Annotated in this window: 25 protein-coding genes; 10 read left to right on the top strand and 15 right to left on the bottom strand. The window is 72.7% G+C overall.

What is annotated here, in order from left to right; genetic code table 11:
• Window positions 1-8 precede the first annotated feature (8 nt).
• The 5 genes from ACQEVJ_RS09585 to ACQEVJ_RS09605 are packed head-to-tail and all read right to left on the bottom strand — an operon-like array spanning window position 9 to window position 4,386.
• Entirely contained in the window at window positions 9-794 is a 786-nt protein-coding gene (locus tag ACQEVJ_RS09585) for a putative hydro-lyase (protein WP_433099302.1), read from the bottom strand.
• Window positions 794-1,711: a biotin-dependent carboxyltransferase family protein gene (locus ACQEVJ_RS09590; protein ID WP_433099304.1), complete on the bottom strand. Its 918-nt coding sequence runs from the start codon at window positions 1,709-1,711 to the stop codon at window positions 794-796. Before ACQEVJ_RS09590 ends, ACQEVJ_RS09585 begins: the two co-directional genes overlap by 1 nt.
• Window positions 1,712-1,749: 38 nt before the next feature.
• On the bottom strand, window positions 1,750-2,364 hold the full coding sequence (locus ACQEVJ_RS09595) for a 5-oxoprolinase subunit B family protein (RefSeq protein ID WP_433099306.1): 615 nt from the start codon (window positions 2,362-2,364) through the stop codon (window positions 1,750-1,752).
• A complete protein-coding gene (locus tag ACQEVJ_RS09600) occupies window positions 2,361-3,128 on the bottom strand; it encodes a LamB/YcsF family protein (protein WP_433112631.1) in 768 nt (255 codons plus the stop codon). Before ACQEVJ_RS09600 ends, ACQEVJ_RS09595 begins: the two co-directional genes overlap by 4 nt.
• 16 nt (window positions 3,129-3,144) lie before the next feature.
• The gene (locus ACQEVJ_RS09605) at window positions 3,145-4,386 is read right to left on the bottom strand and encodes an NRAMP family divalent metal transporter (RefSeq protein WP_433099308.1); all 1,242 of its coding nucleotides are present in this window, start codon (window positions 4,384-4,386) and stop codon (window positions 3,145-3,147) included.
• A gap of 188 nt (window positions 4,387-4,574) precedes the next feature.
• On the opposite strand from ACQEVJ_RS09605, the gene ACQEVJ_RS09610 reads away from it, so the two are divergent.
• Window positions 4,575-5,273, top strand: coding sequence for a GntR family transcriptional regulator (locus ACQEVJ_RS09610; protein ID WP_433099310.1), 699 nt, complete (start codon window positions 4,575-4,577; stop codon window positions 5,271-5,273).
• An 82-nt stretch (window positions 5,274-5,355) separates the two neighbouring features.
• On the opposite strand, the gene ACQEVJ_RS09615 is transcribed toward ACQEVJ_RS09610, so the two are convergent.
• From ACQEVJ_RS09615 to ACQEVJ_RS09625, 3 genes are read right to left on the bottom strand one after another with little or no spacing between them, the layout of a single operon-like run.
• Window positions 5,356-7,134 carry an ABC transporter ATP-binding protein gene (locus ACQEVJ_RS09615; RefSeq protein WP_433099312.1) on the bottom strand — a complete coding sequence of 593 codons (1,779 nt, stop codon included), beginning with the start codon at window positions 7,132-7,134 and terminating at the stop codon, window positions 5,356-5,358.
• Window positions 7,131-8,057 carry an ATP-grasp domain-containing protein gene (locus ACQEVJ_RS09620; protein ID WP_433099314.1) on the bottom strand — a complete coding sequence of 309 codons (927 nt, stop codon included), beginning with the start codon at window positions 8,055-8,057 and terminating at the stop codon, window positions 7,131-7,133. The genes ACQEVJ_RS09615 and ACQEVJ_RS09620 overlap by 4 nt, the downstream gene beginning before the upstream one ends.
• Before the next feature lie 52 nt (window positions 8,058-8,109).
• A complete protein-coding gene (locus ACQEVJ_RS09625) occupies window positions 8,110-8,334 on the bottom strand; it encodes a hypothetical protein (RefSeq protein ID WP_433099316.1) in 225 nt (74 codons plus the stop codon).
• A gap of 223 nt (window positions 8,335-8,557) precedes the next feature.
• Between ACQEVJ_RS09625 and ACQEVJ_RS09630 the strand changes: the two genes are divergently transcribed.
• Complete coding sequence (locus ACQEVJ_RS09630; protein WP_030509646.1) at window positions 8,558-8,824, top strand: DUF6504 family protein; 267 nt, start codon at window positions 8,558-8,560, stop codon at window positions 8,822-8,824.
• Window positions 8,825-8,903: 79 nt separating this feature from the next.
• Entirely contained in the window at window positions 8,904-12,461 is a 3,558-nt protein-coding gene (locus ACQEVJ_RS09635; RefSeq protein ID WP_433099318.1) for a DNA polymerase III subunit alpha, read from the top strand.
• A gap of 876 nt (window positions 12,462-13,337) precedes the next feature.
• Here the strand turns inward: ACQEVJ_RS09635 and ACQEVJ_RS09640 are convergent.
• Window positions 13,338-13,889: a DUF4760 domain-containing protein gene (locus tag ACQEVJ_RS09640; RefSeq protein WP_433099320.1), complete on the bottom strand. Its 552-nt coding sequence runs from the start codon at window positions 13,887-13,889 to the stop codon at window positions 13,338-13,340.
• Window positions 13,890-14,055: 166 nt separating this feature from the next.
• On the opposite strand from ACQEVJ_RS09640, the gene ACQEVJ_RS09645 reads away from it, so the two are divergent.
• Window positions 14,056-14,526 (top strand): hypothetical protein, encoded by a 471-nt coding sequence (locus tag ACQEVJ_RS09645; protein ID WP_433099322.1) that lies wholly within the window; start codon window positions 14,056-14,058, stop codon window positions 14,524-14,526.
• An 88-nt stretch (window positions 14,527-14,614) separates the two neighbouring features.
• Here the strand turns inward: ACQEVJ_RS09645 and ACQEVJ_RS09650 are convergent, their stop codons facing one another.
• Together ACQEVJ_RS09650 and ACQEVJ_RS09655 are read right to left on the bottom strand one after the other, a co-directional pair.
• Window positions 14,615-14,905 carry a hypothetical protein gene (locus ACQEVJ_RS09650; RefSeq protein ID WP_433099324.1) on the bottom strand — a complete coding sequence of 97 codons (291 nt, stop codon included), beginning with the start codon at window positions 14,903-14,905 and terminating at the stop codon, window positions 14,615-14,617.
• Between the two features lie 35 nt (window positions 14,906-14,940).
• Window positions 14,941-15,783 (bottom strand): LysR family transcriptional regulator, encoded by an 843-nt coding sequence (locus tag ACQEVJ_RS09655; RefSeq protein ID WP_433099326.1) that lies wholly within the window; start codon window positions 15,781-15,783, stop codon window positions 14,941-14,943.
• 76 nt (window positions 15,784-15,859) lie between these two features.
• Between ACQEVJ_RS09655 and ACQEVJ_RS09660 the strand changes: the two genes are divergently transcribed.
• Window positions 15,860-16,570, top strand: coding sequence for a CTP synthase C-terminal region-related (seleno)protein (locus tag ACQEVJ_RS09660; RefSeq protein WP_433099328.1), 711 nt, complete (start codon window positions 15,860-15,862; stop codon window positions 16,568-16,570).
• Here ACQEVJ_RS09660 and ACQEVJ_RS09665 read toward each other — a convergent pair.
• Window positions 16,539-17,552: an LLM class F420-dependent oxidoreductase gene (locus ACQEVJ_RS09665; RefSeq protein ID WP_433099330.1), complete on the bottom strand. Its 1,014-nt coding sequence runs from the start codon at window positions 17,550-17,552 to the stop codon at window positions 16,539-16,541. The two genes, ACQEVJ_RS09660 and ACQEVJ_RS09665, sit on opposite strands and share 32 nt — an antisense overlap.
• A gap of 20 nt (window positions 17,553-17,572) precedes the next feature.
• A complete protein-coding gene (locus tag ACQEVJ_RS09670) occupies window positions 17,573-18,286 on the bottom strand; it encodes a FadR/GntR family transcriptional regulator (RefSeq protein ID WP_433099332.1) in 714 nt (237 codons plus the stop codon).
• 91 nt (window positions 18,287-18,377) lie between these two features.
• Between ACQEVJ_RS09670 and ACQEVJ_RS09675 the strand changes: the two genes are divergently transcribed.
• From ACQEVJ_RS09675 to ACQEVJ_RS09685, 3 genes are read left to right on the top strand one after another with little or no spacing between them, the layout of a single operon-like run.
• Window positions 18,378-19,115, top strand: coding sequence for a (Fe-S)-binding protein (locus ACQEVJ_RS09675; RefSeq protein WP_433099334.1), 738 nt, complete (start codon window positions 18,378-18,380; stop codon window positions 19,113-19,115).
• Window positions 19,112-20,527 carry a lactate utilization protein B gene (locus ACQEVJ_RS09680; protein WP_433099336.1) on the top strand — a complete coding sequence of 472 codons (1,416 nt, stop codon included), beginning with the start codon at window positions 19,112-19,114 and terminating at the stop codon, window positions 20,525-20,527. The genes ACQEVJ_RS09675 and ACQEVJ_RS09680 overlap by 4 nt, the downstream gene beginning before the upstream one ends.
• Window positions 20,524-21,135, top strand: a complete 612-nt coding sequence (locus tag ACQEVJ_RS09685) for a LutC/YkgG family protein (RefSeq protein WP_433099338.1) — start codon at window positions 20,524-20,526, stop codon at window positions 21,133-21,135. Before ACQEVJ_RS09680 ends, ACQEVJ_RS09685 begins: the two co-directional genes overlap by 4 nt.
• Window positions 21,136-21,220: 85 nt before the next feature.
• Here ACQEVJ_RS09685 and ACQEVJ_RS09690 read toward each other — a convergent pair whose 3' ends face one another.
• On the bottom strand, window positions 21,221-22,294 hold the full coding sequence (locus ACQEVJ_RS09690; protein ID WP_433099340.1) for a Vms1/Ankzf1 family peptidyl-tRNA hydrolase: 1,074 nt from the start codon (window positions 22,292-22,294) through the stop codon (window positions 21,221-21,223).
• 10 nt (window positions 22,295-22,304) lie between these two features.
• Window positions 22,305-22,724, bottom strand: a complete 420-nt coding sequence (locus tag ACQEVJ_RS09695; RefSeq protein ID WP_433099342.1) for a DUF2795 domain-containing protein — start codon at window positions 22,722-22,724, stop codon at window positions 22,305-22,307.
• A 134-nt stretch (window positions 22,725-22,858) separates the two neighbouring features.
• Between ACQEVJ_RS09695 and ACQEVJ_RS09700 the strand changes: the two genes are divergently transcribed.
• Together ACQEVJ_RS09700 and ACQEVJ_RS09705 are read left to right on the top strand one after the other, a co-directional pair.
• Complete coding sequence (locus ACQEVJ_RS09700) at window positions 22,859-23,947, top strand: GNAT family N-acetyltransferase (protein ID WP_433099344.1); 1,089 nt, start codon at window positions 22,859-22,861, stop codon at window positions 23,945-23,947.
• A 218-nt stretch (window positions 23,948-24,165) separates the two neighbouring features.
• A complete protein-coding gene (locus ACQEVJ_RS09705) occupies window positions 24,166-25,338 on the top strand; it encodes a sirohydrochlorin chelatase (RefSeq protein ID WP_433099346.1) in 1,173 nt (390 codons plus the stop codon).
• Window position 25,339 lies beyond the last annotated feature (1 nt).

Genomic DNA, 25,339 nt, shown 5'->3' on the forward strand with positions numbered 1-25,339 from the left:
GGACGGCCTCAGGGCACCAGGTAGGCGCTGTCGCGGGCGTCGGTGATCGCCATGTGGCCGGGCGCGTGGCCGATGGCGAACGGCGGCCGCGACCGCATCACCGCGGCCTGCGGCGTCACCCCGCAGGCCCAGAAGACCGGCAGCTCGCCGTCGCGCACCTCGACCGGGTCGCCGAAGTCCGGCTTGCCCAGGTCGGTGATGCCGAGTGCGGCGGGGTCGCCGACGTGCACCGGCGCGCCGTGCACGGCCGGATAGCGCGAGGTGACCCGTACGGCGGTCGGCACCAGCTCGGCGGGGATCGGGCGCATCGACACCACGAGGGGCCCGGAAAGCTCGCCCGCAGGGACGCACGGCCGGTCGGTGAGGTACATCGGCACATTCGTGCCCGCCTCGATGTGGCGTATCGGGACGCCGGCCTCCAGCAACGCGGCCTCGAACGTGAAACTGCAGCCGATGAGGAAGCCCACCAGGTCGTCGCGCCAGTAGGACGTCACATCGGTGACCTCGGCGACCGGCTCGCCGTCCCGGTAGACCCGATAGGCGGGCAGATCGGTGCGCAGGTCGCCGTCGAAGATCGACGCGAACGTCTCGCCCGGTTCGGTGACGGCCAGCACCGGGCAGGGGCGCGGGTTGCGCTGCGCGAACACCAGGAAGTCGTACGCCCTGTCCCTCGGCAGCGCGATCAGGTTGGCCTGCGCCCATCCCGCCGCCCAGCCGGACGTGGGCGTGACCAGCCCTCCCCGGAACAGCTCCCGCGCCTCGCGCGGGGTCAGACGTGCGGGGTCGAATTCCATCAGAGCCTCCTTCGGTCAACGGATCGACGGTCGCCGGCCACCCGGAAGCGGATGCGCTGCCCGGGGCGGGCCTGCGCCGCGCGGTCGACGTGGTGATCGCGCAGCACCGCGATGACGGGATATCCGCCGGTCACGGGGTGATCCGCGAGGAAGAGCGTCGGCTGTCCTGACGGCGGCACCTGCAGCGCGCCGGGGACCATGCCCTCGCTCGGCAGCTCTCCGTCGCGCGCGCGTTCGAGGCGCGGCCCGCGCAGCCGCATGCCGACCCGGTCGCTGTGCGAGGTGACCTCGTACGGCTCGGCGCACAGGGCAGCCAGCGCCCCGGGCGTGAACCAGTCGTGGCGCGGTCCCGGTATCACGTCCAGCATGAGGACGCCGGACGCCGGCTCGGGCACCGGGGCGAGATCGGCCACGGGAAACTCCGCCGGCGCCGGCCCGACCGGCAGCACAGATCCGGGCGCCGGACGTTCCGGGCCGAGCCCCGAGAGCAGGTCGGTGGCCCGTGACCCCAGCACCTCGGGGACGTCGATCCCGCCGCGAACCGCCAGATAGGTCCGCAGCCCGCGGGACGGCACGCCGAGCCGCAGCGTGGCCCCGTCGGGCAGGCGCTCGACCGACGCGTGCCCGATGCCGCGCGTACGCCCGGCGGAGTCGGTGACGGTGGCAGGACACGGCGCGCCGGTGAGCGTCACGAGCAGGTCGCCGGTGGCGCGCACCTTCAGCCCGCCCAGTGTGACCTCCAGGCAGGCGGCGTCCTCGGTATTGGCCAGCAGGCGGTTGGCCAGCCGCAGCGCGCCCCGGTCCGCGGCGCCGGAGCGCCCGACGCCGAGATGGCTGTGCCGGCGCCGACCGAGGTCCTGCACCGTGGTGAGGGGACCGGGGGCCAGCACCACCAGCGCCCGCAGAAGTTCGCTCACAGTGCCTCGCTCACAGTGCCTCGCTCACAGTGCCTCGCTCACAATGCCTCCGCGAACCGCACCCGGACCCCTGGGCGCAGCAGGGCGGGCGGGTCGGCCGCGATGTCCCACACCACGGTCTCGGTGCGTCCGATCAGCTGCCAGCCGCCCGGCGACTCGCGCGGATAGACCCCGCTGAAGTCCCCGGCGAGCCCCACGGCGCCGGTGGGCACGCGCACGCGCGCCTCCGGTCGCCGGGGCACGGCCAGCCGGGGGTCGCCGCTGACCAGATATCCGAAGCCGGGGGCGAACCCGCAGAAGGCGACCGTCCAGGGTGTCCCGGTGTGCGCCGCCACGACCTCGCGTTCGGCGAGCCCGGTCAGCCGGGCCACGTCGGTGAGGTCGTCGCCGTCGTACATCACCGGGATCACCACCTCCTCGGTCGTCGCGCGGCGGCCTCCGGCCGGCCGTACGGCCAGGACGGCGGACTCCACCTCGGCGTGGCGCGCCGGCGGCTCGAACCGGACGAGCAGCGTCCGCGCCGCGGGGACGATGTCGACGATTCCCCGCGGGGGGTCGGCCGCGAGAGCGTCGTAGAGGGCGACCACCTCCTCAAGACGGTCGAGCTCGACCAGGACCGCGTGCTCGCCACAGCGGTGCAGCCGTGCGTTCACGCTTTCTCCTCGACGAACGGCGCCAGGCCGATGCCGTTCGCCTTGAGCGCGTCACGGACCTCGAGCGCCATGGCGACGGCGCCGGGGCTGTCGCCGTGCACGCAGATCGAGTCCGCCGTGATGGCGAGCGGTGTCCCGTCGACGGCCTCGACCGGCTCGCCCCTGGCCATGCGCACGCTGCGCTCGGCGACCCGGGCGGGGTCGTGCAGGACGGCCCCGGGGACGCCGCGCGGCACCAGCCTGCCCTCGCGGGTGTAGGCGCGGTCGGCGAAGCATTCCGCGACCGTGGTGAGGCCGGCCCGGCAGGCCTGGCGCAGCCACGCCGAGCCGGGGAGGCCGAGCACGGGCAGGCCGGGGTCGTAGGCCCGCACGGCCGCGACCACCGCGGCGGCCTGCGCCTCGTGGTGCACGATCGCGTTGTAGAGCGCGCCGTGCGGCTTGACGTATCCGACCCTGGTGCCCGCCACCCGCGCGAAGGCGTCCAGAGCGCCGATCTGATAGATGACGTCGTCGGCGAGTTCGACGGGCGGCACGTCGACGAAGCGCCGCCCGAAGCCCGCCAGGTCGCGGTAGCCGACCTGGGCGCCGATCACCACGCCACGCGCGGCCGCGGTCTCGCAGGTGCGCCGCATGATCACCGGATCTCCCGCGTGGAATCCGCAGGCGACGTTGGCGCTCGTCACGATCGACAGCATCGCCTCGTCGTCGCCGAGCCTCCACTGGCCGAAGCCCTCGCCCAGGTCGGAGTTGAGGTCGATGCACATGGTCTGGTAGGGCACGTCAGCTCCAGAGCGCGCTGATCCCGCTGAGGGAGTTCCAGCCGAGGTAGATGGTCAGCGCCCAGGCGAGCACGCCGGCGCCGAGGAGCCAGAGAGGGTAGCGGTATCCGCCCATGAGATCACGACGGCGTGCGGCGACCCAGAGGATCACCGCCAGACCCACGGGCAGGATGAGGCCGTTGAGCGCTCCGGCGAGGATCAGGAGGTTGGCCGGAGCCTTGCCGAGGAGGAGGAAGACCGCGGTCGAGACCACGATGAAGGCCACCGTGATCCAGGAGCGGTAGCGGTCCGTCCGGGGCGAGAAGCTGGCGAGGAACGACACCGACGTGTACGAGGCGCCGATGACCGAGGTGATGGCCGCGGCCCACAGGACGACTCCGAACAGCCGCAGGCCCAGCTCGCCCGCCGCGCTCTGGAAGATGTCGGCGGCCGGGTTCGCCGAGTCGGCGGCGAGCCGGAAACCTCCCGCCACCACGCCGAGCGAGGCGAGGAAGAGGACCACCCGCATGACTCCGGTGACGAGGATGCCGGTGACCGAACTCCGGGAGATCTGCCCGGCGTTCCGCGGCCCGGTCACGCCCGCGTCGATGAGCCGGTGCGCCCCCGCGTACGTGATGTAACCCCCGACCGTGCCGCCGATCAGCGTCGTGACGGCGAGGAAGTCGACCGTGTCCGGCAGGACCGCCTGCCGCAGGGCCTCGCCGACCGGCGGGCGGGAGACGACCGCCACGTACAGCGTCAGCGCCACCATCACGACGCCGAGGACGACGACGATCCGGTCGACGGCCACCCCGGCCCGCCTGCTGAGGAATATGGCCACGGCGATCAGGGCGGACACCGTGCCGCCGATCTTGACGTCGATCCCCGCGAGGGCGTTCAGGCCGAGCGCGGCGCCGCCGACGTTGCCGATGTTGAACACCAGGCCGCCGAAGGCCACGAGGGCGGCCAGGAGATATCCCGAACCGGGCAGCACCCGGTTGCCCAGCGTCTGGGCGCGCATCCCGGAGACGCCGATCACCCGCCAGGCGTTCAGCTGGACGGCGATGTCGACGAGGATCGAAGCGACGATCACGAACGCGAACGCCGCCCCGAGCCGCGCCGTGAACGTCGTCGTCTGAGTGATGAAGCCGGGGCCGATGGCGCTCGTGGCCATGAGGAACATCGCGCCGAGCAGCGCCGAGCGCCGCCCTCCGCTCCCGGTGCTCGCCGGTGAAACCGCCTGGATCTCGGGGGGTGGGTTCATGGGAGTCTCCTTTGCTCACCTCCTCGCGAAGTTAGAGGATTGTTCAACGATTCATCAAGACTCTTGTAGGTTACTTCCGCGCCACAGCTGAGTGTGACCGCGCGAAGTCCGATGGTGAGCGCAGGATCCGGGCGACGTGTCGCGGCCTAAGCTGGGAGTGATCTGGCGGCCGAGAAGGGGTTAGGGCGATGACGGCTATGGCGGACTGGGCGGCACGGTTGAGCGCGGCTCGGCCGGTGCTCGATCGGGCCAGCGCCGCGGAACTGGTCGCCGACGTCCTGCGGGAGAACGTCATCGACGGCTCCCTGCCCCCGGGCACCCGCCTGTCGGAGGAGACGATCGGCAACCTGCTCGGCGTCTCCCGCAACACGCTCCGAGAGGCGTTCAGGCTGCTGTCGCACGAGAACCTGCTGGTGCACGAGCTGCACCGCGGCGTCTTCGTCCGCAAGCTCGCCGCGGCCGACGTGGCGGACATCTACGCGATGCGGCGAATCCTGGAGACGGCGGGCGTGCGGGCCGCCGTCACGGCCACGCCCGAGGCCGTGGGGGAGGTGCGGCGCCACGTCGAGGAGGGCCAGGCGGCGGCGGAGAGCGGCGACTGGGCGGCCGTCGGCACCGCCAACATGCGGTTCCACCGCGCGATCGCCGCGCTGCTCGCCAGTCCCCGCGTGGACGAGACCATGGCGCGCCTGCTCGCCGAGCTGCGGCTGGCCTTCCATGTGATGGGCGAGCTCAGGACCTTCCACGAGCCCTACCTGGAAGACAACGCGCGCATCGCCACGCTGCTGATCGACGGCGACCACGAGCGGGCTGAGCGGGAGCTGCTCGCCTATTTCGACACCGCGGAGGCCCAGCTGCTGGCCGCGTACGCGGACCGCGGGATCTGAGCCCGCCGCTCAGGCCGCGGCGCCGGTGCCTCAGTACTCCGGGCGCCTCAGTACTCCGGGCGCCTCAGAACTCCAGGGTGCCTCAATACTCCAGGGTGCCGAGCGTCGGCACCGGTCCGTCTTGTCTCGCCGTTCCAGCGGCGGAAGCCGATCGGCGGAAGAGCTCCGCGTAGCGGCCGCCCCGGGCGAGCAGCTCGGTGTGACGGCCCTGTTCGACCAGCCGCCCCTCGTGGAGCACGAAGATGACGTCGGCCGAGCGGACGGTGTTCAGGCGGTGGGTGACGGCGATCGTCGTACGGCCGGCCAGGAGCGGCGTCAGCGCCACCTGAACCTGGCGCTCGCTTTCGCTGTCGAGCGCCGAGGTGGCCTCGTCGAGGATGAGCACGCGCGGGTCGCTCAGGATCGCGCGGGCGATGGCGAGCCGCTGCCTCTCGCCGCCGGACAGGCGGGAGCCGCGCTCGCCGACGACGGAGTCGTATCCGTCCGGCAGCCGCATGATCCGCTCGTGGATGTGCGCCGCCCGGCAGGCCGCCTCCAGCTCGGCGGTGGTGGCCGAGGGCCTGGCGTAGCGGAGGTTGTCGGCGACCGTCGTGTGGAACAGCACCGGATCCTGGGTCACGACGCCGAACAGCGCGGCCAGCGAGTCGCGGGTGAGACGGCGGACGTCGGTCCCGTCGATCGCCACCACGCCCTGGTCGGGATCGTGCAGACGCATGACGAGATGCGCCAGCGTGGTCTTGCCCGATCCGCTCTCCCCGACGATCGCGGCGAACTGGCCGGGCCGGATCGTCAGCGTCACATCCTGCAGCGCGACGTGCTCGCCGTGCCGGAAGGTGACGCCGGTCAGCGCGATCTCACCCCGCACCGAGGCCGCGCGCACCGCGACCGCGCCAGGCCGGTCGACGATCACCGGCGGCCGGTCGAGATACTCGAAGATCCGCTCGAAGACCGCCGTGGCGGCGCGGAACTGCACCGAGACCTGCATGAGCTGGCCCGTCGGAAGGAACAGCCGGGCCTGGAGCGAGGTGAAGGCCAGCAGGGTCCCGGGCGTGTACGTGTCGGCGAACCCGGCCGCGAAGTAGACCACGGCGGGCATCACCAGGAAGAGCGCCTGGAGCGCCGCGCCGAGCGCCTGCGCTCCGACGGCCGCGCGCAGTTGCAGCCCGGCCAGGCGGCGGCTCTCGTCGCCGAACCGCCGCACGCCGTGGTCCTGCCGACCGAAGACCCGGGCGAGCAGGATCCCCGAGACCGACAGCGTCTCCTCGGCGATGACGTTCATCTCGGCGCGGGAGCGCTGGACGGCGGCCGCGACCCGGCGCTGGTGCACGGCCACGCGGGCCGTCAGCCAGGCCGCGACCGGCAGCAGGAGGATCGACACCAGCGCGAGCCGCCAGGACAGGGCGACCATGCACGCCGTCGTGACGAGGCAGGTCACGAGGTTGGCGAGCATCATGGGCACGGTGGCGCCTACCGTGCTCTGCACCTCGGCCACGTCGCCGATCACGCGGGACTGGATCTCCCCGGTCCGGGTGCCGGTGAAGAAGGTCAGCGGCAGTCGCTGCAGATGGGCGTACAGGTCCGTGCGCAGCCGCGCCAGCACGTCCTGGCCCATCCGGCTCGACAGGTAGGACTGCAGCACGCCGAGCGTGCTGCTCAGCCCCACGACTCCGATCATCGCGCCGAGCAGGCCGGCGAGCAGCCCCGGCCGCGGCCCGCCGGGCGCGAACAGGCCCTCGTCGACCATCTCCCTGGTCAGGAACGGGAGCACGGTGCCGAGCCCGGCCGACAGCCCGATCAGGGTGGTGATCAGGAGCACCCGCCGCGCGTACGGCTGGAAGAGCGACAACACCCGGCGGTTCATCCGGCGGCGCACCCATAGAGGAAGCCGGCGAACGCCTCGATCAGCGGCAGTCCCGTCATGCCCTCGACGAACAGCCACTGGCCCTGCGGGTTGAGCTCCAGCCAGACGTACTCGCCCTCGTCGGTGAGCTTGAGGTCGAAGATCCCCATGGTCAGGTTCAGGCGGCGCAGGATCGCCCGGAGGGACTCCTCGACGGCCGCCGGAAGCCGGTGTTCACCGGCGGGGATGTTGAGGTTCGGCCGCCAGTCGAGGTCGTCGGACTCCAGCAGCGCGGCCAGCACGCGGTCGCCGAAGACCTGCGCGCGAACGTGCCGCCGCCCCGGCACGAACTCCTGGTAGATGGCCGGGCACAGGCGGATGGCCGCGTCGTCGGCGAGTAGTTCCGCGCTGACCGTCGTGGTCTTCACCGGGGCGCGCATCACCCCGTGGACGGCCTTCACGACGGCCCCCGGATGGGCGGCGCAGAACTCGCGCACCCGCTCGGGCGACTGGCTGACCAGCGTCTCCGGGATCCGTACGCCGAGGTCGCGGGCCGCGCGGAGCTGGACGACCTTGTTCTGCGCGTCCCAGAACGCCGACGGGTGGTCGACCCAGCGCCCCCGGAACTCGGTCAGCAGCATGCCGAGGGCGGCCGTGACGGTGTCGACCCCGATCAGCTCGCGGTGGACCGGATCCGTCACCTCGGGATTGGCGGAGGTGCGGGGGTTGCCGAGCCGCCGGAACCAGACGGCGTCGAGCGTCCGCAGGTCGACGGCCGTTCCGCCGGCGTCAGGGAACACCGCCGCGGTGAGCTCCTGGGGAGACCAGCTGAGGCCGGGCTCCCGGCTGAAGCGGTCGGTCTCGAAGATGTGGACGGTCGCCGGGCGGTGGCGCTCGATCTCCGCCTTGACGGCGTGGGCATGCAGGTCGCGCTCATGCGTCACGACGCCAATTCGCACGGCCTTCTCGCAGAGGCGCATGAGCGCGACCCCTCTTTCAGCCTCGGGCGGGCATGTAGTCGCAGTCGTCCCAGCCGTCACCCGAGCCGCTGATGGTCTCGTCCGGGTGCAGGTCGGGGCACGCCTGGATGTCGTACGTCCGCTCCAGCTCGAGCCGGCTGATCAGGTCGCGCTCCCACTGGGCCAGCTCCGGGGCGGGGGCCAGCGTCATCCGCTCCTGGCCCACGAAGATCGCGGGCCGGACCGGCGTCTCCACCGTCATGGCGTCTTCCCTTCCGTACGAGGCGGACGGGGGTCGTCCGTCTTCAGCAGGGATCATGGCGGCGCCCACTTGCGGATGATCTGCAGGACATTTGTGACAGGCTGGTAACAGCCGAACTTGCATTCAGGCTCTTAGGAACGTATGTTCGAAGTAGCGGCGATTCTGTCCGAATCATCCGCCCGTCTTCCCCCGGGTGGCCACGAAGCCACAGGGAGAAGGAGTCTTGAGCAGACTTTACGGCGATCCGATCGAGGTGTGGGTCCGGGACGGGCACCCTGCTCAGTTCGTCTGGCGTGACCGGCTCTACACCGTCCGCGAGATCCAGGACCACTGGGTGGTCGCCAGGGAATGGTGGAAGACCTCGGACGCCGATCCCGGCGAGCGGCGCTTCTGGCGAGTGGGTGCCGCGGCCGGCAAGGAGGTCGGGACCTATGAACTGCGCTTCGACACCGCCAGCGGCGGTTGGCTCCTGCTGAGGGCCTGGGACTGATGGGAACGCTCCAGCTACCCACGACGATCGGGGGACGGGCCGCTGGAGGACGGACCGGGGGACGGACGGGGGCGCGCCCGTGACGCAAGCCTTCGTCCACCTGCACGTGGCGTCCGCCTTCTCGCTGCGGTACGGCACCGCGTTCCCGGCCGCCCTCGTCCGGCGGGCCGCCGAGCACGGCACGGACACCCTGGCGCTGACCGACCGCGACGGCCTCTACGGCGCGATCAAGCACGTCGTCGCCTGCCACGAGCAGGGCGTCCGCCCGGTCGTCGGCGTCGATCTCGCACTCGACAAGGGTTCCTCCACAGCGGACGACCTGTTCGGGGGCGGCCTGCCGTCGGCTCGTCCGGCGCAGGGCCGCCGTACCGGACACGGGCACGGACACGGGCACGGCCGGGGGACGGCGGGCGAGCCGGCGCGGGTCGTCGTGCTCGCGCGTTCGGACGGCTGGGCCTCGCTGTGCCGCCTGGTCACGGCCGCCCACCACGCGGGGGAGCGCGGCGAGCCGTACGTCACGCCGGGGATGGTGGCCGAGCACGCGACCGGGCCGGACGGCGGGCCGCTGCTGACCGTGCTGCTCGGGCCCCGCTCGGGCGTCGGCCGCGCGGTGGCCGAGCGGCGCGACGACCATGCCAGGGCCCTGCTGGCCGCCTGGCGCGCGGTGGTCCCCGACCTGGTCGTCGCGGTGTCCGACCTGTACGGCTACCGCGACGCGAGCACCGCCGCCCGCATGATCGGGCTGGCCGACTCGATGGGCGTGCCGGTCGTGCTGACCAACGCGGTCCGCTACCTGGACGCCGCCGACCACCAGGTCGGCAACGTGCTCGACGCGGCGCGCAAACTGGTGCCCCTCGACGGACGGCACCTCGACGACCCTACGGCCCACGCGTACCTGAAGGACGGCGCCGAGATGGCGCGGGTGGCCGCGCGGATCTGCGGCGGCGACACCGGCCGGGCGGCGCGGCTGCTGGCCGAGACGCGCCGCGTGGCCGAAAGGTGCGTGCTCGACCCCGTCGAGATCGTGCCCCTGCTCGAACCCGAGCGGCCCCGGCTCCACCTGCCGGAGGTCGGCGAGGACCCGGTGCCCCTGCTGCGGCACCGCTGCGAGGAGGGGCTGGCCCGGCGGGGCCTGGAGCGCTCGGGCGAGGCCCGCGACCGGCTCGCCGCCGAACTCCACGTCATCGAGAGGAAGCGGCTGTCGGGCTATTTCACGTCCGTCGCCGGCATCACGGACATGATCAGGGCGATGGGCGTGCGGTGCGCGATCCGCGGCTCGGGGGCGGGCAGCCTGGTCAACTACCTGATCGGCATCGGCGAGGTGAACCCGCTCGAACACGGCCTGCTGATGGAGCGCTTCCTGTCCGAGGGCCGCAAGGGCCTGCCCGACATCGACATCGACGTGGAGTCGGCCCGCCGCCTCGACTGCTACCGCGCGATCCTCGACAGGTACGGCGAGGAGCGGGTGGCCTGCGTGTCGATGATGGAGACCTACCGCGCCCGCAGCGCGATCAGGGACGTCGGCGCCGCCATGGGCCTGCCGCCGCACGAGATCGACGTCATCGCCAAGGCGTTCCCGCAGGTGCGGGCCAGGCAGATCAGGGCCGCGCTGTCCGACCTGCCCGAGTTGCGCGACAGCGGGCTCAACGACCGGTCGCTGGAGACCGTGTTCCGCCTGGCGGAGCGGCTCGACGGGCTGCCCCGGCACATCGCGCTGCACCCCTGCGGCGTGCTGATCGGCAACTCCACTCTGCGTGACCGCACGCCGGTCGAGCGCAGCCTGCTGGAGTTCCCGATGTCGCAGTTCGACAAGGACGACGTCGAGGAGGCGGGCCTGCTCAAGCTCGACGTGCTCGGCGTGCGCATGCAGTCCGCCCTGGCGTACGCGCTGACCGAGGTCGAGCGGGTCGAGGGGCGGCGGATCGACCTGGACGCCGTCCCGCGCGACGACCAGGAGACCTACGACATGATCCGCGTCAGCCGCACGATCGGCTGCTTCCAGATCGAGTCGCCGGGGCAGCGCGAACTGGTCGCCAAGCTGGAGCCGCGCACGATGCACGACCTGATCGTGGACATCTCGCTGTTCCGCCCGGGACCGGTCAACTCCGACATGGTCACGCCCTACCTGGAGACCAGGCACGGCTTCCGCGAGGCGCGCTACCCGCACGAGTCGCTGCGCGACGCGCTCAGGGAGACCAACGGGGTGGTCGTCTTCCACGAGCAGGTCATGAAGGTCATCGACATCATGACCGAGGCGGGGCTGTCGGAGGCCGACCGGGCCCGCCGCGCCCTCGGGACGCCGGAGGGCCGCGAGGCCGTACGCGCCTGGTTCGTGCCGCTCGCCAGGGAGAACGGCTACGCCCACGACGTCGTCGAGCGGGCGTGGACGGTGCTCGACGCGTTCGGCGGGTTCGGGTTCTGCAAGGCGCACGCGGCGGCGTTCGCGCTGCCCACCTACCAGTCGGCCTGGCTGAAGCGGCACCACACGGCCGCGTTCCTCGCGGGCGTGCTCACCCACGACCCCGGCATGTACCCGGGCCGGGTCATCCTCGACGAGGCCCGCCAGTGCGGGGTGGACGTCCTGCCCCTCGACGTCAACCACTCGGGGAAGACCTGGCTGGTCGAGCGTACGGGGCCGGTGGAGGACGGTCCCGGGGAGTTCGGCCGAGGGTACGGCCTGCGGGTGCCGTTCTCGGCCGTCCGCGGGGTGAGCGAGGCCGAGGTGGACCGCATGGTCGCGGGCCGGCCCTACACCTCGCTGGCCGACTTCTGGGAGCGGGCCCGGCCCTCACGGCCGGTCGCCGAGCGGATCGTGGAGGTCGGCGGGTTCGACGCGCTGCACGGCCTGCGGCCGGGGGAGCCGCGCTGGCGGCCGGGCCGGCTGACCAGGCGCGACCTGATCGCCCAGGTCGGCGCGCTCGACCGCTCTCCCGTCGGCGCGGCGGGGCAGCTTCCGATGGGGTTCACCGATCGGGTCACGCCCGGCGAGCTGCCGGAGATGACCGAGGCCGAGGCCGTCGAGGCCGAGCTGGAGATCCTCGGCATGGACGTGAGCCACCACGTCATGGACTTCTACCGCGACCTGCTCGACGCAGTCGGCGTGACGTGGGCCAGGGATCTGCTCCGGCAACGCAACGGCGCGGAGATCCTGGTCGCGGGGGTGAAGGTCGCCACCCAGACGCCCGCCGTGCGGTCCGGGCAGCGGGTCGTCTTCACCACCCTGGACGACTCCACCGGCCCGATCGACCTGACGTTCTTCGAGTCGGTGCAGGCGCACACGGCCGCGACCGTGTTCGGGTCGTGGCTGCTGGCCGCCAGGGGAGTGGTGCGGCGCACCGGGGGCCGGGCGGTCTCGCTGCGCGCCGTCCACTGCTGGAACCTCGCCGACCTCGACCACGTGTGGCGCACCCAGGGGCCCGACGCCGTACGCGCCGTGATCAGCGAGGTGCCCGCGCCGGGCGCCGGGGTGGGCGGACGGCCCATCGAGTACGGCAACGGCTTCCGGGTGTCGCCCTACTCCGACAACGGCGCCCCGCCGGCCGTACGCGAGGGGCGGTTCCTCGGCCATCCGGCCGCGCCCCAGCGGCGGCTCTGGCACGCCAGCTCCGGCAGCTCGGGACCGCCGCCCGGCCGATGATCCTCCCCGCCGCCGTCCGTGAGTGCGGCGCGTGCCTGGCCTTCCGCCGGTGTCGCCGGCATGCCGGAGGGCCGTTCGGCGTGGCTGAGGCGGACCTGCGGCCGGGCGGCGGGCCGTGCCGCCCGCTTTCGTCCGGCGCCCGTGTGCCGGGCGGTGACCTCGTGGACGGCCGAGGCGCACAGGAGCGCCGCGACGGCGACCGCGGCGGCCTGTGGCGTGCCGAGGCCGGTCAGCCCGTCCCGCGCCGGGCCGGCGAACACCAGCCCGAGCGCGGCCAGCCAGCTCATCCACCAGCAGGCGAGGACGACCAGCCACCGCGCCCGGTCCCTGCCGCCGTACGGCTCGCTCCGCGCGGGGTCGCCGCTTCGCACGATGCCGCCGCTTCGCCGCGTGCGCCCCGCCGGGCCCTCGCGCCAGGCCAGGTCGGCGAGGAACGGCGGGACCACGAGGTTGACTCCGGGCACGAGGCACGCCGCCGCGAGCGTGACGGGCGGCGTGGCCGGGCGCACCCGCCGCAGCCAGGACAGGTAGGCGCCGGCGCATGCCACGGTGGCGCCGGTCATCACCAGGACCAGCACGGCGAACGCCGTCGCCGCGCCGCTGACGGTCCGTGCGGCGGGAGAGGCGGGATCGCCGCCGAAGGCCGCGATCTGCGCGGCCAGCCGCCTGCCCCGGGTCTCCTCGAACACGGCGAGCGTGGCCACCGAGACGACCTGGGCGGCGAGGGCCGCGTACACGCCGGCGGCCGCCCGGCTCACCGCTGACGACGTGGACCGCATGTGTTCTCCCCCCGCGCCGGTGTGTGACCTGCCTCACTCTTATCCCGTCCGCGATCCCGCTAATCCGGTCCGGGGTCGCCCGGCGGGGAAGGATGATTCAGGGCATTTGCGGCTTTTCTTCAACTCCAACCTGATTCAGTGTCACTGGGAGAGTTTTGAGGCGGAGTCCATAACTGGTGTGCAAGGGCATGTGCGCGCGGACTCGCCTCACGAAATCCTCGAACATGCTCGCGTATCGGTCGTCGGATCCGCGTATCTCGCGCTCGCGCCGGACGAACGGCTCTACGGCGTCCCACGCCCTGCTCGCGCGATATCCGATCAGTGGAACGACGAGGCTTTCGTCCGCCATTTTCCGGTAGACGAAGTAGCCGAATCCACTGTAGTAACCGACCACCTTGTTGACGGCGATCCTCGCCTCGTCCGGCAGCCCTGAGCAGCCGATATCCGGGTCGTGCTCGGCCTGGAGGCGTCCCAGGGCGTAGGCCTCGGCGCGTTGCCATTCTGTCGACCGGAATTCTTGAAAAAGCTCGACCAGAACGGGGAGCTGATTCGAGTGCCGCATCATCGTCGTCTGCCGCAGGGCCGTGAAGACGGACACGACGAGTGCGAGCAGGGAGACCGCCAAAGCGGTGATGTCAGACGGATCCATCGAGCTCCTCGGTGATATCCGGGACCCTTTCACCGATGCAACGCCCGGGTTCTCCTAATGGTTCGCCCATTTCCGGAAAACGCTCGCCGGGATGCTTCGGCGCGTGTCGAAACACCGCGGCCCTAGCCTGCGTCGGCACATCCCCTCGCACCCCTGGAGGCCACACATGACCGACGCCCCGCTGACCGACGACCGCGAGCCCGCGCGGGTCGTGGCCGAGATGATCGACCACGTTCTCCGCCTGGCGGCGACCTGGACCGCCTGGGACGGCCGCCCGGTGCCGTCGGGCGACCGGATCTACACCCCGCACAAGGCGATCCGCCGGGTGGCCGACCACCTCGTGGACCACCTGGCGGAGATCGAGGACCGGCTGGCCGGCCGTGTGCCCCTGCCCGACCACTGGCACGCGTCCATGATCACCACTGCGGCCGACCTCGCCCCGTTCACCGAGCAGGACCTCGACGAGGCCCGCAGCAGGCTCACCAGGCTCGCCCGGATCTGGACGGCCCGCCTGGGGGCGCTGACCCCGGACCAGCTCGACCACTCGCCCGGCGAGGGCTGGACGCTCCGCCAGGTCGCCTTCCACCTCGGCGGGTCGGTGTACTACGCGGACGCCGTAGGCGACCTGTCCGGCTGATATCCGTTACCACGCGAGGTGCCGCTGTTCTCTTCTCAGCGCTCTCGGGTGCGGGACCGGACAGCGGCTGTCCGGTCCCGCGGTGTCTTCAGCCGAAGTTGATCCAGGCTCGGGTGGAGCCGGTCTGGGGGTCGACGTCGAGGTAGTCGGCCCGGCCGTCGCCGTTGAGGTCGGCGAACTGGATCCGGGCGCCGTCGACGCCGACACCGCTGGCGACCTGTCCGCCGGGGAACCAGTACCAGTCGCCGCCGCTGGGCTTGGGACCGCCGTTCAGCCAGGCCTGGACGGAGCTGTTGGAGTTGACCTGGAGGTAGTCGGCCTTATCAACCAGAGCTCCCCGGAAGCCGGCGAGTGTCGCCGCGGGCGGCTCACACGACAACCGAGCATCCCTGCCGGTTTGGCGGTCTGGATCGCTCAGGACGTGAGCGCGCGGACGACCTCGACGGCGGGGCCCGGCGGCAGGGCCGCGTGCACCAGTTCGACCCGGTGGACGATCCTCGGCGCGACCAGCGGCACCCGCACCCCGCAGGGCGCGGCGGACGCGGGTAGCAGGGTGAGGCCGTGCCCGGCCGCGGCCAGGCGCGCCGCGACGGCCGGGTCGTGGCCCTCGTAGCGGATGCCGGGCCGCAGCCCGTCGAGTCGTGTCACCGCGCGCAGGCGGTCGAGCGGCATCACCTCCGGGGCGTCCACCCACAGGGCGTCGGCCAGGTCGTCCAGCCGCAGGCCGGCGCGGCCCGCCAGCGGATGCCCCTCCGGCAGCACGACGACCAGCTCCTCCTCCCGTACGCCGACAGTGGTGAGCGGCCCCGCATCGGGGAGGTTCAGCGGGTCGGAGGGCGCGGCCGGGCCGTCGGCCAGCGCGAGGTCGGCCTCGCCCGAGGCCACCAGCGCCACGGCCGCCGCCGCGCCGGCGATGCGCAGCGTCGTCACCCCGGCCAGCGCCGCCGCCGTACCCGCTGTGAGGGCGAGCGGGCCGGCGGCGACGGTGAGGGTCCGCGGCTGCGCGGACAGCCGCGCCACGTCCGCCCGCGCGGCCCGCAGCCGCAGCAGCAGCGGCCCGGCGTGCTCCAGCAGGCGCTCGCCCGCCCGGGTCGGCCGTACGGGACGGCGGGTGAGCAGCGGCACCCCGAGGTCGGCCTCCAGCGCCGCGATCTGCTGGGACACCGCGGGCTGGGTGTAGCCGAGCCGATCCGCGGCGGCCGAGAACGACCCCTCGGCGACCACGGTCACGAACGTGCGCAGCAGATGAGGGTCCACGGACATCAGCATCGCTTATGCAGACCCCAGAAATCATCATTTGTCATTAAGTTCGCACGTCGCCAGCATGGAGGTCATGAGACCCCGCATCGCGCTGGTGGCCGACCGATCACCCGCCGTCCGCTCCCACACCCGCATCCCGCTCATCCTCGACGCGCTGCGCGAGCGTGAGGGGCTGAACCTGGACGCCTACTGGATCAGGACCGACGAGGTCGCCGATCTCGGCGGGTTCGACGGCGTCTGGATCCTGCCCGGCAGCCCCTACCGCAGCGAGCAGGGCGCGATCACGGCCGCGCGGACCGCCAGGGAGAACGCGATCCCGCTGCTCGGCACCTGCGCCGGCTTCCAGCACGCGCTGCTGGAGTACGCCCGCCACGTGTGCGGGCTGAGCGTGAGCCACGCGGAGAACGACCCGGGCGCCCCGAACCCCATGATCAGGCAGCTTGCCTGCTCCCTCGCCGGTCACGAGGCGGCGGTCCGGCTCGTCTCCGGCTCGCTCGCCGAGCGGATCGTCGGCGCCGACCGGACCGTGGAGCGGTACTTCTGCTCGTACGGCCCCGATCCCGCCTACCTGGAGACCCTGGAGACCCACGGCCTGCGCTTCACCGGCCACGACGAGGAGGGGGAGACCCGGGTGGCCGAACTGCCCGGCCACCCCTTCTATCTGGTCACGCTGTTCCAGCCCGAGCTGGCCGAGCGCCAGCCCCATCCGCTTGTGCGCGCGTTCGCCGCCGCTGCCGCCGGCCGGGCGGCGCTCAGCCGAGGACCAGATCCCGTACGGCTCTGAGCGTGGGCTCGTCACGGGGGCCCATGACGAGCAGCGTGGTGACCGGGCTGCGGCGCCACAGCTCCAGCCGCTCCCGGATGCGGCCGAGCGGCCCGAGGAGCGCGATGCCGTCGGCCAGCTCGTCGGGGATGGCCGCGAACGCCTCGTCGCGGCGGCCGGCCAGGTACAGCTCCTGGATGCGGCGGGCCTGCTCGGCGTAGCCCATGCGGCCGATGATGTCGGCGTGGAAGTTGCGGGTTTTCGCCCCCATGCCGCCGATGTAGAGCGTCAGCATCATCTTCACGCCGTCGAGCGCGGCCCGCAGGTCGTCGGTGACGACCACCATGACCATGGCGGCGACGTCGAACCCCGGCTTCGCGCCGGCCAGCGCGTCGCCGTACATCGCCTCGATCTTCTCGGGGAAGGCGAACAGCGGCAGCCAGCCCTGCCCGATCTCGGCGGCGAGCGCGACGTTCTTCGGGCCCTCGGCGCCCAGGTAGACCGGGATGTCGGGCCGCAGCGGATGCGTGATCAGCCTGAGCGGCTTGCCGAGGCCGCCGGGCAGCGGCAGCGGATAGTGCGGGCCCGGGTTCGTCACCGGCTCCTCCCGCCGCCACACCCTGCGCATGATCTCGACGTACTCGCGGGTGCGGGCGAGCGGCGCGGCGAACGACTGGCCATACCAGCCCTCGACGACCTGCGGGCCCGAGGCGCCGACGCCGAGCAGCAGCCGCCCGCCGGTCAGGTGGTCGAGCGTCATGGCGGTCATCGCGGTCGTCACCGGGGGCCGGGCGGACAGCTGGGCGACGCTCGTGCCGAGCTTGATGCGGCTGGTCCTGGCGCCATACCAGGCCAGCGGGGTGAACGCGTCGCTGCCGTACGCCTCGGCGGTCCACACCGACTCGTATCCCAGCCGCTCGGCGGTCCGCACGACCTCGGTCGCGTCGTCGGCGTTCCGCTGCCAGTACCCGAGGTTCAGCCCGAGTCTCAGATCATCGGCCACACGCGCGATTAGAACACGTTCTATGAATCCCGGCCAGACTCCGGATAGGCGCGGGCAAGGTGCTCGGCCACCGCGGCGGCCGCGGCCCCGGCGTCGCCGTCCTCGATCGCCCGGTGGATGCGCCGGTGGTCGTCCTGCAGGCCGCCGGTGTCGCCGAGCCGTACGACCGCGTTCACGGCGTAGCGGCGCAGGGCGTCGCGCAGCGCCCGCATGACCGCCACGATCAGCCGGTTGCCCGGCGCCTCCGCGAGTGCCAGGTGGAACGCGATGTCGTGCTCGACGAACTCGGCGGGGTCGCGGGCGGCGTCCATGGCCGTGATCGCCTCCGCCATCCGCGCCGTCGCCGTTCCCGTGGGGGTGGCCGCCGCCCGGGCCGCGGCCCACTGCTCGATCATCAGCCGGGTGTCGATCACCTCGCGCATCGAGAGCGTGGCGAGGCCGAGGTGCAGCCGGAGCAGGTCGGTGAGCGCGTTCCCCGGCCGGGAGGTGAGCACCGCCCCGGCGTCCGGGCCCCGGCCGGCCTGCGACGCGACCACCCCGAGGGTCTCCAGCACGCGCAGCGCCTCCCTGACCGACGACCGGCCGACGCCGAGCTGCTCGGCGAGCTGCCGTTCGCCCGGGAGGCGGTCGCCCACGGTCAGGCCGTCGGCCGCGATCCGCTCCTCGATGCGGGCGAGCACCTCCTCGAAGGCGCGCGGGCGGGCGTCCGGACGCCGGCGTTCTCCGATGGTCACCGCGGCTCCTCACACTGCCGGTGTCGCCGGGCGCGCACCAGGATGTATGGTCTGACCATATTTGGTCTGACCATACACGCCGGGAGGGCATGTGCGGGTAGCCCTGTTCGTCACCTGCGTCAACGACACGCTCTTCCCGGACACCGGGCGGGCGGTCGTACGCCTGCTGCGCCGCCTCGGCGTCGAGGCCGACTTCCCCCGCGCCCAGACCTGCTGCGGCCAGATGCACGTCAACACCGGCTATCGAGACGAGGCCGTACGGCTGGCCCGGCGCACCGTGGCGGCGCTGCGCGGCTACGACGCGGTCGTCGTCCCCTCGGGTTCGTGCGCCGCCATGATCCGCGAGCAGTACCCGAAGCTGGCCGGGTCGTCCGGCCCCTTCGCCGACGCGGTGGCGCAGGTCGTGCCCAGGACCTACGAGCTGACCGAGTTCCTGGTCGACGTGCTGGGGGTGACCGACGTGGGGGCCTACTTCCCCCACCGGGTCACCTACCACCCGACGTGCCACTCGCTGCGCGGCATCCACCTGGGCGACCGCCCGCTGACGCTGTTACGCCAGGTCAATGGGCTCGAACTGGTGCCGCTGCCGGGTGCGGAGGAGTGCTGCGGCTTCGGCGGCACCTTCGCGCTGAAGAACGCCGACGTGTCGGCGGCGATGTGCGCCGACAAGGTGCGGGCCGTCCTCGACACCGGCGCCGAGGTGCTGTGCGCGGCCGACAACTCCTGCCTCATGCACATCGGCGGCATGCTCGGCCGGCAGAAGTCGGGCGTACGCGTGATGCACCTGGCCGAGATCCTCTGCTCGACCGAGACGGCGGGTGTCCGATGAGCGTCACCTTCCTCGGCATGCCGGCGACGCGGCCCTTCCCCCGCAACGCCGCGAGAGCCGTACGGGACTCGCAGCTGCGGTTCAACCTGCGCAAGGCGACCACAACGATCAGGGCCAGGCGGGCGAGCGTCGTCGCGGAGGCGCCCGACTGGGCCGAGTTGCGCGAGGCCGGCCGGGCGATCAAGGAGCACACGCTCCGCAACCTGGACAAATACCTGGTCCAGCTGGAGGACGCCGTCACGTCGGCCGGAGGCCGCGTCCACTGGGCCGCCGACGCGGAGGAGGCCAACCGGATCGTCGCCGGGCTGGTGAAGGCCACGGGCGAGACCGAGGTCGTCAAGGTCAAGTCGATGGCCACCCAGGAGATCGGGCTCAACGAGGCGCTGCTGGAGCACGGCATCACCGCCTACGAGACCGACCTCGCCGAGCTCATCGTGCAGCTGGGCGACGACCGGCCCTCGCACATCCTCGTCCCGGCGATCCACCGCAACCGCGCGGAGATCCGGGAGATCTTCGCCGAGCACATGTCCGGCTGGGGACGGCCCGCCCCCGAGGACCTGACCGACGACCCCGCGGCGCTGGCCGAGGCGGCCCGGCTCCACCTGCGCGAGCGCTTCCTGAAGACCAAGGTGGCGATCTCCGGGGCCAACTTCGCGATCGCCGAGACCGGCACCATGGTCGTGCTCGAGTCCGAGGGCAACGGCCGCATGTGCCTCACGCTGCCGCGCACCCTGATCAGCGTGGTCGGCATCGAGAAGGTGCTGCCGACCTGGCGCGACCTGGAGGTCTTCCTTCAGCTGCTGCCCCGCAGCTCCACGGGGGAGCGGATGAACCCCTACACCTCCACGTGGACCGGCGCCGCCGAGGGCCAGGAGTTCCACCTCGTGCTGCTCGACAACGGCCGCACCGGCGTCCTCGCCGACGAGGTGGGGCGGCAGGCGCTGCGCTGCATCCGCTGCTCGGCCTGCCTCAACGTCTGCCCCGTGTACGAACGGACGGGCGGCCACGCGTACGGGTCGGTCTATCCCGGGCCGATCGGGGCGATCCTCACGCCGCAGCTTCGCGGCATGGGCTCCGAGCTGGACCGCTCGCTGCCGTACGCCTCCTCGCTGTGCGGCGCCTGCTACGAGGTCTGCCCGGTGGCCATCGACATCCCGTCCGTACTGGTGGAGCTGCGGGCCCGGGCCCGCCACCCCTGGCCGGAGCGCGCCGGGATGGCGGCGGCCGGATGGGTGTTCGAGCGGTCGGGACGGCTGGCGCGTCTGCAGCGGGCCGGGGGACGGCTGCGCCGGCTCGTGCCCCGCAGGCTGCCCGGGCCGCTCGGCGGATGGACCGACACCAGGGACCTCCCCGAGGTGCCCCGCGAGTCGTTCCGCGAATGGTGGGACCGCACGGACGGAGGACGCCGATGAGCTCCCGCGACCTGATCCTCGCCCGTGTCCGCCGCGCCCTGGCGGGCGTGCCCGACGTCGAGATCACCCGCGCCTACCGAGGGCCCGCGCGGACGCCGGGCGAGATCCGCCTGTTCGAGGAGCGGGTCCGCGACTACCGCGCCGTGGTCCACGTCGTGGACGAGGCGGGCACGGCCGGGCGCGTCGCGCGGTCCCTCGCCGGGCGCGGGGCGCGGCGGGTCGTCGTGCCCGGCGGCTTCCCCTCGGGGTGGCTCGCCGCCGCGGATGTGGAGGCGGTCGCCGACGACCCGCCGCTGAGCGCCGCCGACCTCGACGCCGTGGACGGCGTGCTCACCACCTGCGCGGTCGCGATCGCCGAGACCGGCACGATCGTCCTCGACACCGGGCCGGGCCAGGGCCGTCGGGCGCTCACGCTGGTGCCCGACTATCACCTGTGCGTGGTGCGGGCCGCCCAGATCGTCGCGGGGGTGCCGGACGCCGTCGCCCGGCTCGACCCCGCGCGGCCCCTGACCTGGATCAGCGGCCCCTCGGCGACCAGCGACATCGAGCTGAACCGGGTCGAGGGCGTCCACGGCCCACGCACGCTCGAAGTGCTGATCGTGACCTGAGCCCCGCCGAGTCGCAGGCGCGGCGACCGCCCCGTCCGCGAGGCTCCGGACGGGGCGGCGGTTATCGTCGCTCTCGTCGCTCTCGTCAGAAGCGCAGCAGCGCGCCGATCCCGTCGGGTGATTCGAGGCGCGGGACGAACCACAGCTCGGCGTCGGTCGCGGCCACCGCCCGCGCGAGGGCGGCGTCCGCGCGTTCCCGCATGGGCTCCTCGACCCCCCAGGCGGTCAGCTCCGCCGGGTCGGTGGACAACTGCGTGGGCTCGGGCCCGATCCACATCATGGCCGTGGAGGACGGGTCGTCGTGCATCAGCACCGTGCCCACCCGCCGCTCGCGCAGCGCGCGTGCCGTCTCCGCCAGGCCCGTCACGGCGTTGCCCGCCGCGTACGTGTTCAGCAGTTCCTCGCAGCGCCGGTCGGTCCAGGCCCGGCAGGCCCCTTCGACCTCCTGCCGGAAGTGGTCCAGGTCGGCGCCCGGGGCGCGGCTGCCGTGCTCCGCCACCGTCAGCCGCCGTACGACGTCCTTGGCGAGGTAGTCGGTCACGAGCGCGCGGGCCTTGGGATCGCCGGCCAGCACCACGACCTCCGCGCCGATGCCGTGCGCCTCCTTCTCCACCACCTCGGCGACGGCCACGGCGGTGCGGCGCCAGCCCTCCTCGACCTCGCGGTCGAAGTTGGCCTGCGACCAGCCGCCCTGGCCGGTCTTCTGGAGCGACCGGTCCGGGTCCGCCACCTCCACCGTCAGCTCACGCCGCCGCCCGTCGACCACGACCGTGACGTCGCCTCCGGCCCGGTCGGCCAGCACCTCGACGTGCGGGACGTGCTCGCCGCGCTGCGCGAGCAGCGGCACCACGTGGGGGAGCGGGGACCATCGCGCGGTCTGGCGGCGCGGCCGGGCGGCGAGCGGCTCGGTGAGCACGACCTCACCCTCCCTGGCGAAGGCGGCGCGTCCTGGCGCGGCCCACACGGGATCGAGCATCAGCTGCCCGATGGGGTCGAGGGCCGAGGCGGGCGCGCCTTCCTCGGCGAGCCGCTCCCGGAGATGGGCCCACCGTCGCTGGATCACGTTGGCCGGGCCCTCGGACGACCGGTCGGTGTCCACGTATACCGAGGCGTACGGGCCGCCCCGCTCGTACAGCCCGCGAATGAAGTCCAGTCTCACCGGCCTCTCCCTACCAGCGCTGTCGTTCCACTCCGAGTCCGAGCGCCTCCGCCACCTCCCCGATGTTGTGGAACCTCATCTCGGGCAGCCGGCGTACGGCGTCGATCACGGCGTCGGGGGCGTTCTTGCGTTCCGCGTGGGCGAGCAGTTTGGCCGGGTCGGCGGGGAAACCGGCGTCGCTGAGCCAGGTGGCGAGGTGGCTGCGGCGTTCCACGTCGGCGGGGGTGATGCCGAGCGGCGTCCCGGGTTCGCGGCCGGGCGGCTGCCGGCGCGGCGGCGACATGTCCTCCTCGGGCTGCTGCGTCGGCTCGGGCTCGCGCCACTCCTCCGCCCGGCTGCTTCCCGCGCCCTGCACGAGGCCTTGCGTCTCGTGCTTCTGCTCCTCGTCGAGCCGGCGTCCGTGCTTGTCGCTGCCGCGTTGGATACTCATGACCTCACCTCCCGATTAGGGTCACTGACGTGCCTCGTACCCGGACCGCCTGCCCCAAACATCGAGAGCGGTGAGGCCGTGTCCCACATAACCTGCGTCGGGCGAAAAATCCGCTTATGTGATGGAGTGACGCATTGTTCGACGAGCGGCTGACGATCAACACCGAACGGCTGATCCTGCGGCCGTTCGGCTCCGGGGACGCGGGCCAGGTGCGGGCCGTCATCGAAGACGGCGCGCATCCCACCGCGCTGCCGCCCGGCGCGCCCGGGCACGCGTCCGGCATCGCGCAGTGGCTGTCGTACGGCGTGCACGAACTGTGGCGCTCGGGCCAGGGCATCCACCTCGCGATGCACGCGCGGAACGGCGTGGTCGGGTCGATCAGCGTCTTCAAGACCCAGTGGGGCGCGGGCACCGCGGAGGTGGGGTACGGCGTGCATCCCGCCTACCGCCGCAGGGGATACGCGACCGAGGCGGTCCGCGGGCTCGTCGGCCGCCTGCTCGGGGAGGGCCCGCTGAGGCGGATCGAACTGCGGGCAAACGCCGACAACCTCGCGTCGATCAGGGTCGCGGAGAAGGCCGGCTTCACCCGTGAGGGACTGCTCCGCAGCGCCGGATTCGAGGACGACGGCCCACACGACCTGGTGGTCTTCGGCCGGCTGCGGGGCGACGAGCGGTCGGTCCCGCGCCGCAGGATCGAGAGCGAGCGGTTGGTCCTACGGCCGTTCGCCCGTCAGGACGCCTTCGACGTCATCGACGCGGTCAAGGGCGATGCCGAGATCGCCCGCTGGATGCCGTGGGCCGAGGGCTACACGCTGGAGCGCGCGCTGGAGTGGTGCACCCGGCTCGCGCACGCGAACGGCCCCGGCTATGGTGGCAACTTCGCGATACAGCCGAAGGACGGGGAACGGCTCGCCGGAGCCATCGGCGTGCAGCGCGAGGACCACGAGCGCGGGGACGCCGAACTGGGCTACTGGATCGCGCCGTGGGCCCGCCGCAGGGGGTACGCGGCGGAGGCCACGCAACTGGCCACGGCCCACCTGTTCGACCTCGGCTTCCACCGGGTCCACCTGCTGGTCGCGACGGGCAACCGCGCCAGTCAGGCGGTCGCGAGGAAGGCCGGGTTCATCGAGGAGGGCATCATGCGGCGGGCGCTGCCGGTCCCGGGAGGCTGGGCCGATGCCGTCCTGTTCGGCATGCTCAACGGGGAAATTTCATGGCATTAGGTAAAGAATCCCCCTAGTCGCTGTGCCTGCCGGTCAAGTGACCACCATGATTGGGGGCCGGAAGGCTATCCTCACCAGCCGTGAGACTCCCGCCGGCGGGTGAGCGCGCGTCCCGAAGCGGGAGATCCCGTCCTGGCATGCACACGGGCGGCGCCGGCCCGGACGGGGGCGGGGGATTGTGAACGACACGCAGGTCAACTGCAGGGGAGATCAGTCAGATGAAACCGCCGCTGCTGCTCATCGGCCACGGCACCCACGATGAGACCGGCGTCGCCGAGTTCGGCAGGTTCGTTCACCGCCTTCGCTGCCGCCTCGACGGGCTTCCCGCCGAGGTGAGCGGCGGCTTCATCACGAACGCCCGCCCCCCGCTCGGCGACTCCATCGCCTCTCTCGTGGCCCGGGGACACCATCACCTGATCGCGGTGCCGCTCAGCCTGACCGGCGACCGGCGCGCGCTCGGGGACATTCCCGGCACCATGGCCCTGGAGCAGGAGCGGCACCCGACGCTCGAATACGACCTCGGCCGCCCCCTCGGGCCCGACCCACGCGTGCTCAAGCTGCTCGCGGAGCGGCTCGCCGACGCCCGCGCGGAGATGCCGCGGTTCGTGACCGACGAGCCGCCCGCCGAGATCGAGCCGGGCGAGACCGCGGTCGTCCTTGTCGGGCACGGCTCCAACGACCCCGCCGTCAACGCCGAGGTCCACCGGGTCTCGCGGCTGTTCTGGGAGACCCACGCCGCCGACCTGCTGACCGTGGAGACCGCCTACGTGTCGCACACCCGCCCCGGCGTGCCCGGCGGCCTGGAGCGCTGCCGCAGGCTCGGCGCCAAGCGCGTGATCGTCCTGCCGTACGTCCTGTTCGCCGGCGGAGTCCTCGAACGGATCTGGGCGCAGGCGCTGGCGTACGGCGCCAACCACGAGGGCCTCGACATCCGCTGCGCCGAGGTCATCGGCGACTGCGAGGGCCTCGCCGACGTGGTGATCGACAGGTACGAGGAGGCGCTCGCCGGGGGCGGTCAGTCATCGGCGCCGGCCGCGCGCCGCCCGTCCGCGGTGCTGCCGGTGACCCGGCCGTTCCCCGCGACGCGTACGCCGGACGTGGGTCAGGGCGCCGAGACCGGCGCCGGTCTCGTGACCGCCATCGCCGGGCGCCTGAACACGGCCACGGACACCGGCGATGAGCCGCTCGCGCCCCTGGAGCTGGAGCCGCTCGACGTGGACGCCTTCGACGTCGAGACGTTCGACGCCGAGACGCTGGAACCGGAAACGGACGGCGAGATCGAGGCCGATAGCATGATCGGCGTGGCCGGCCGCGGCGAGGCCGGGGAGGAGCCCCGCGGCGATGCGCCGGACGGACCGCTCGGCCGGCCAGGAGTCGCCAGCGCGGTGTAGC

Origin of the sequence: Microbispora sp. CA-102843 (assembly GCF_050936215.1) — a bacterium.
Lineage (GTDB): Bacteria > Actinomycetota > Actinomycetes > Streptosporangiales > Streptosporangiaceae > Microbispora.

Bases quoted from the DNA above. Each gene is read 5' to 3' on its own strand.
- ACQEVJ_RS09600 (WP_433112631.1), bottom strand. From the start codon at position 3,128: ATGTGCATCGACCTCAACTCCGACCTGGGCGAGGGCTTCGGCCAGTGG.
- ACQEVJ_RS09660 (WP_433099328.1), top strand. From the start codon at position 15,860: ATGAGACCCCGCATCGCGCTGGTGGCCGACCGATCACCCGCCGTCCGC.
- ACQEVJ_RS09615 (WP_433099312.1), bottom strand. From the start codon at position 7,134: ATGAACCGCCGGGTGTTGTCGCTCTTCCAGCCGTACGCGCGGCGGGTG.
- ACQEVJ_RS09645 (WP_433099322.1), top strand. From the start codon at position 14,056: ATGACCGACGCCCCGCTGACCGACGACCGCGAGCCCGCGCGGGTCGTG.
- ACQEVJ_RS09680 (WP_433099336.1), top strand. From the start codon at position 19,112: ATGAGCGTCACCTTCCTCGGCATGCCGGCGACGCGGCCCTTCCCCCGC.
- ACQEVJ_RS09585 (WP_433099302.1), bottom strand. From the start codon at position 794: ATGGAATTCGACCCCGCACGTCTGACCCCGCGCGAGGCGCGGGAGCTG.
- ACQEVJ_RS09605 (WP_433099308.1), bottom strand. From the start codon at position 4,386: ATGAACCCACCCCCCGAGATCCAGGCGGTTTCACCGGCGAGCACCGGG.
- ACQEVJ_RS09640 (WP_433099320.1), bottom strand. From the start codon at position 13,889: ATGGATCCGTCTGACATCACCGCTTTGGCGGTCTCCCTGCTCGCACTC.
- ACQEVJ_RS09625 (WP_433099316.1), bottom strand. From the start codon at position 8,334: ATGACGGTGGAGACGCCGGTCCGGCCCGCGATCTTCGTGGGCCAGGAG.
- ACQEVJ_RS09685 (WP_433099338.1), top strand. From the start codon at position 20,524: ATGAGCTCCCGCGACCTGATCCTCGCCCGTGTCCGCCGCGCCCTGGCG.
- ACQEVJ_RS09705 (WP_433099346.1), top strand. From the start codon at position 24,166: ATGAAACCGCCGCTGCTGCTCATCGGCCACGGCACCCACGATGAGACC.
- ACQEVJ_RS09610 (WP_433099310.1), top strand. From the start codon at position 4,575: ATGACGGCTATGGCGGACTGGGCGGCACGGTTGAGCGCGGCTCGGCCG.
- ACQEVJ_RS09695 (WP_433099342.1), bottom strand. From the start codon at position 22,724: ATGAGTATCCAACGCGGCAGCGACAAGCACGGACGCCGGCTCGACGAG.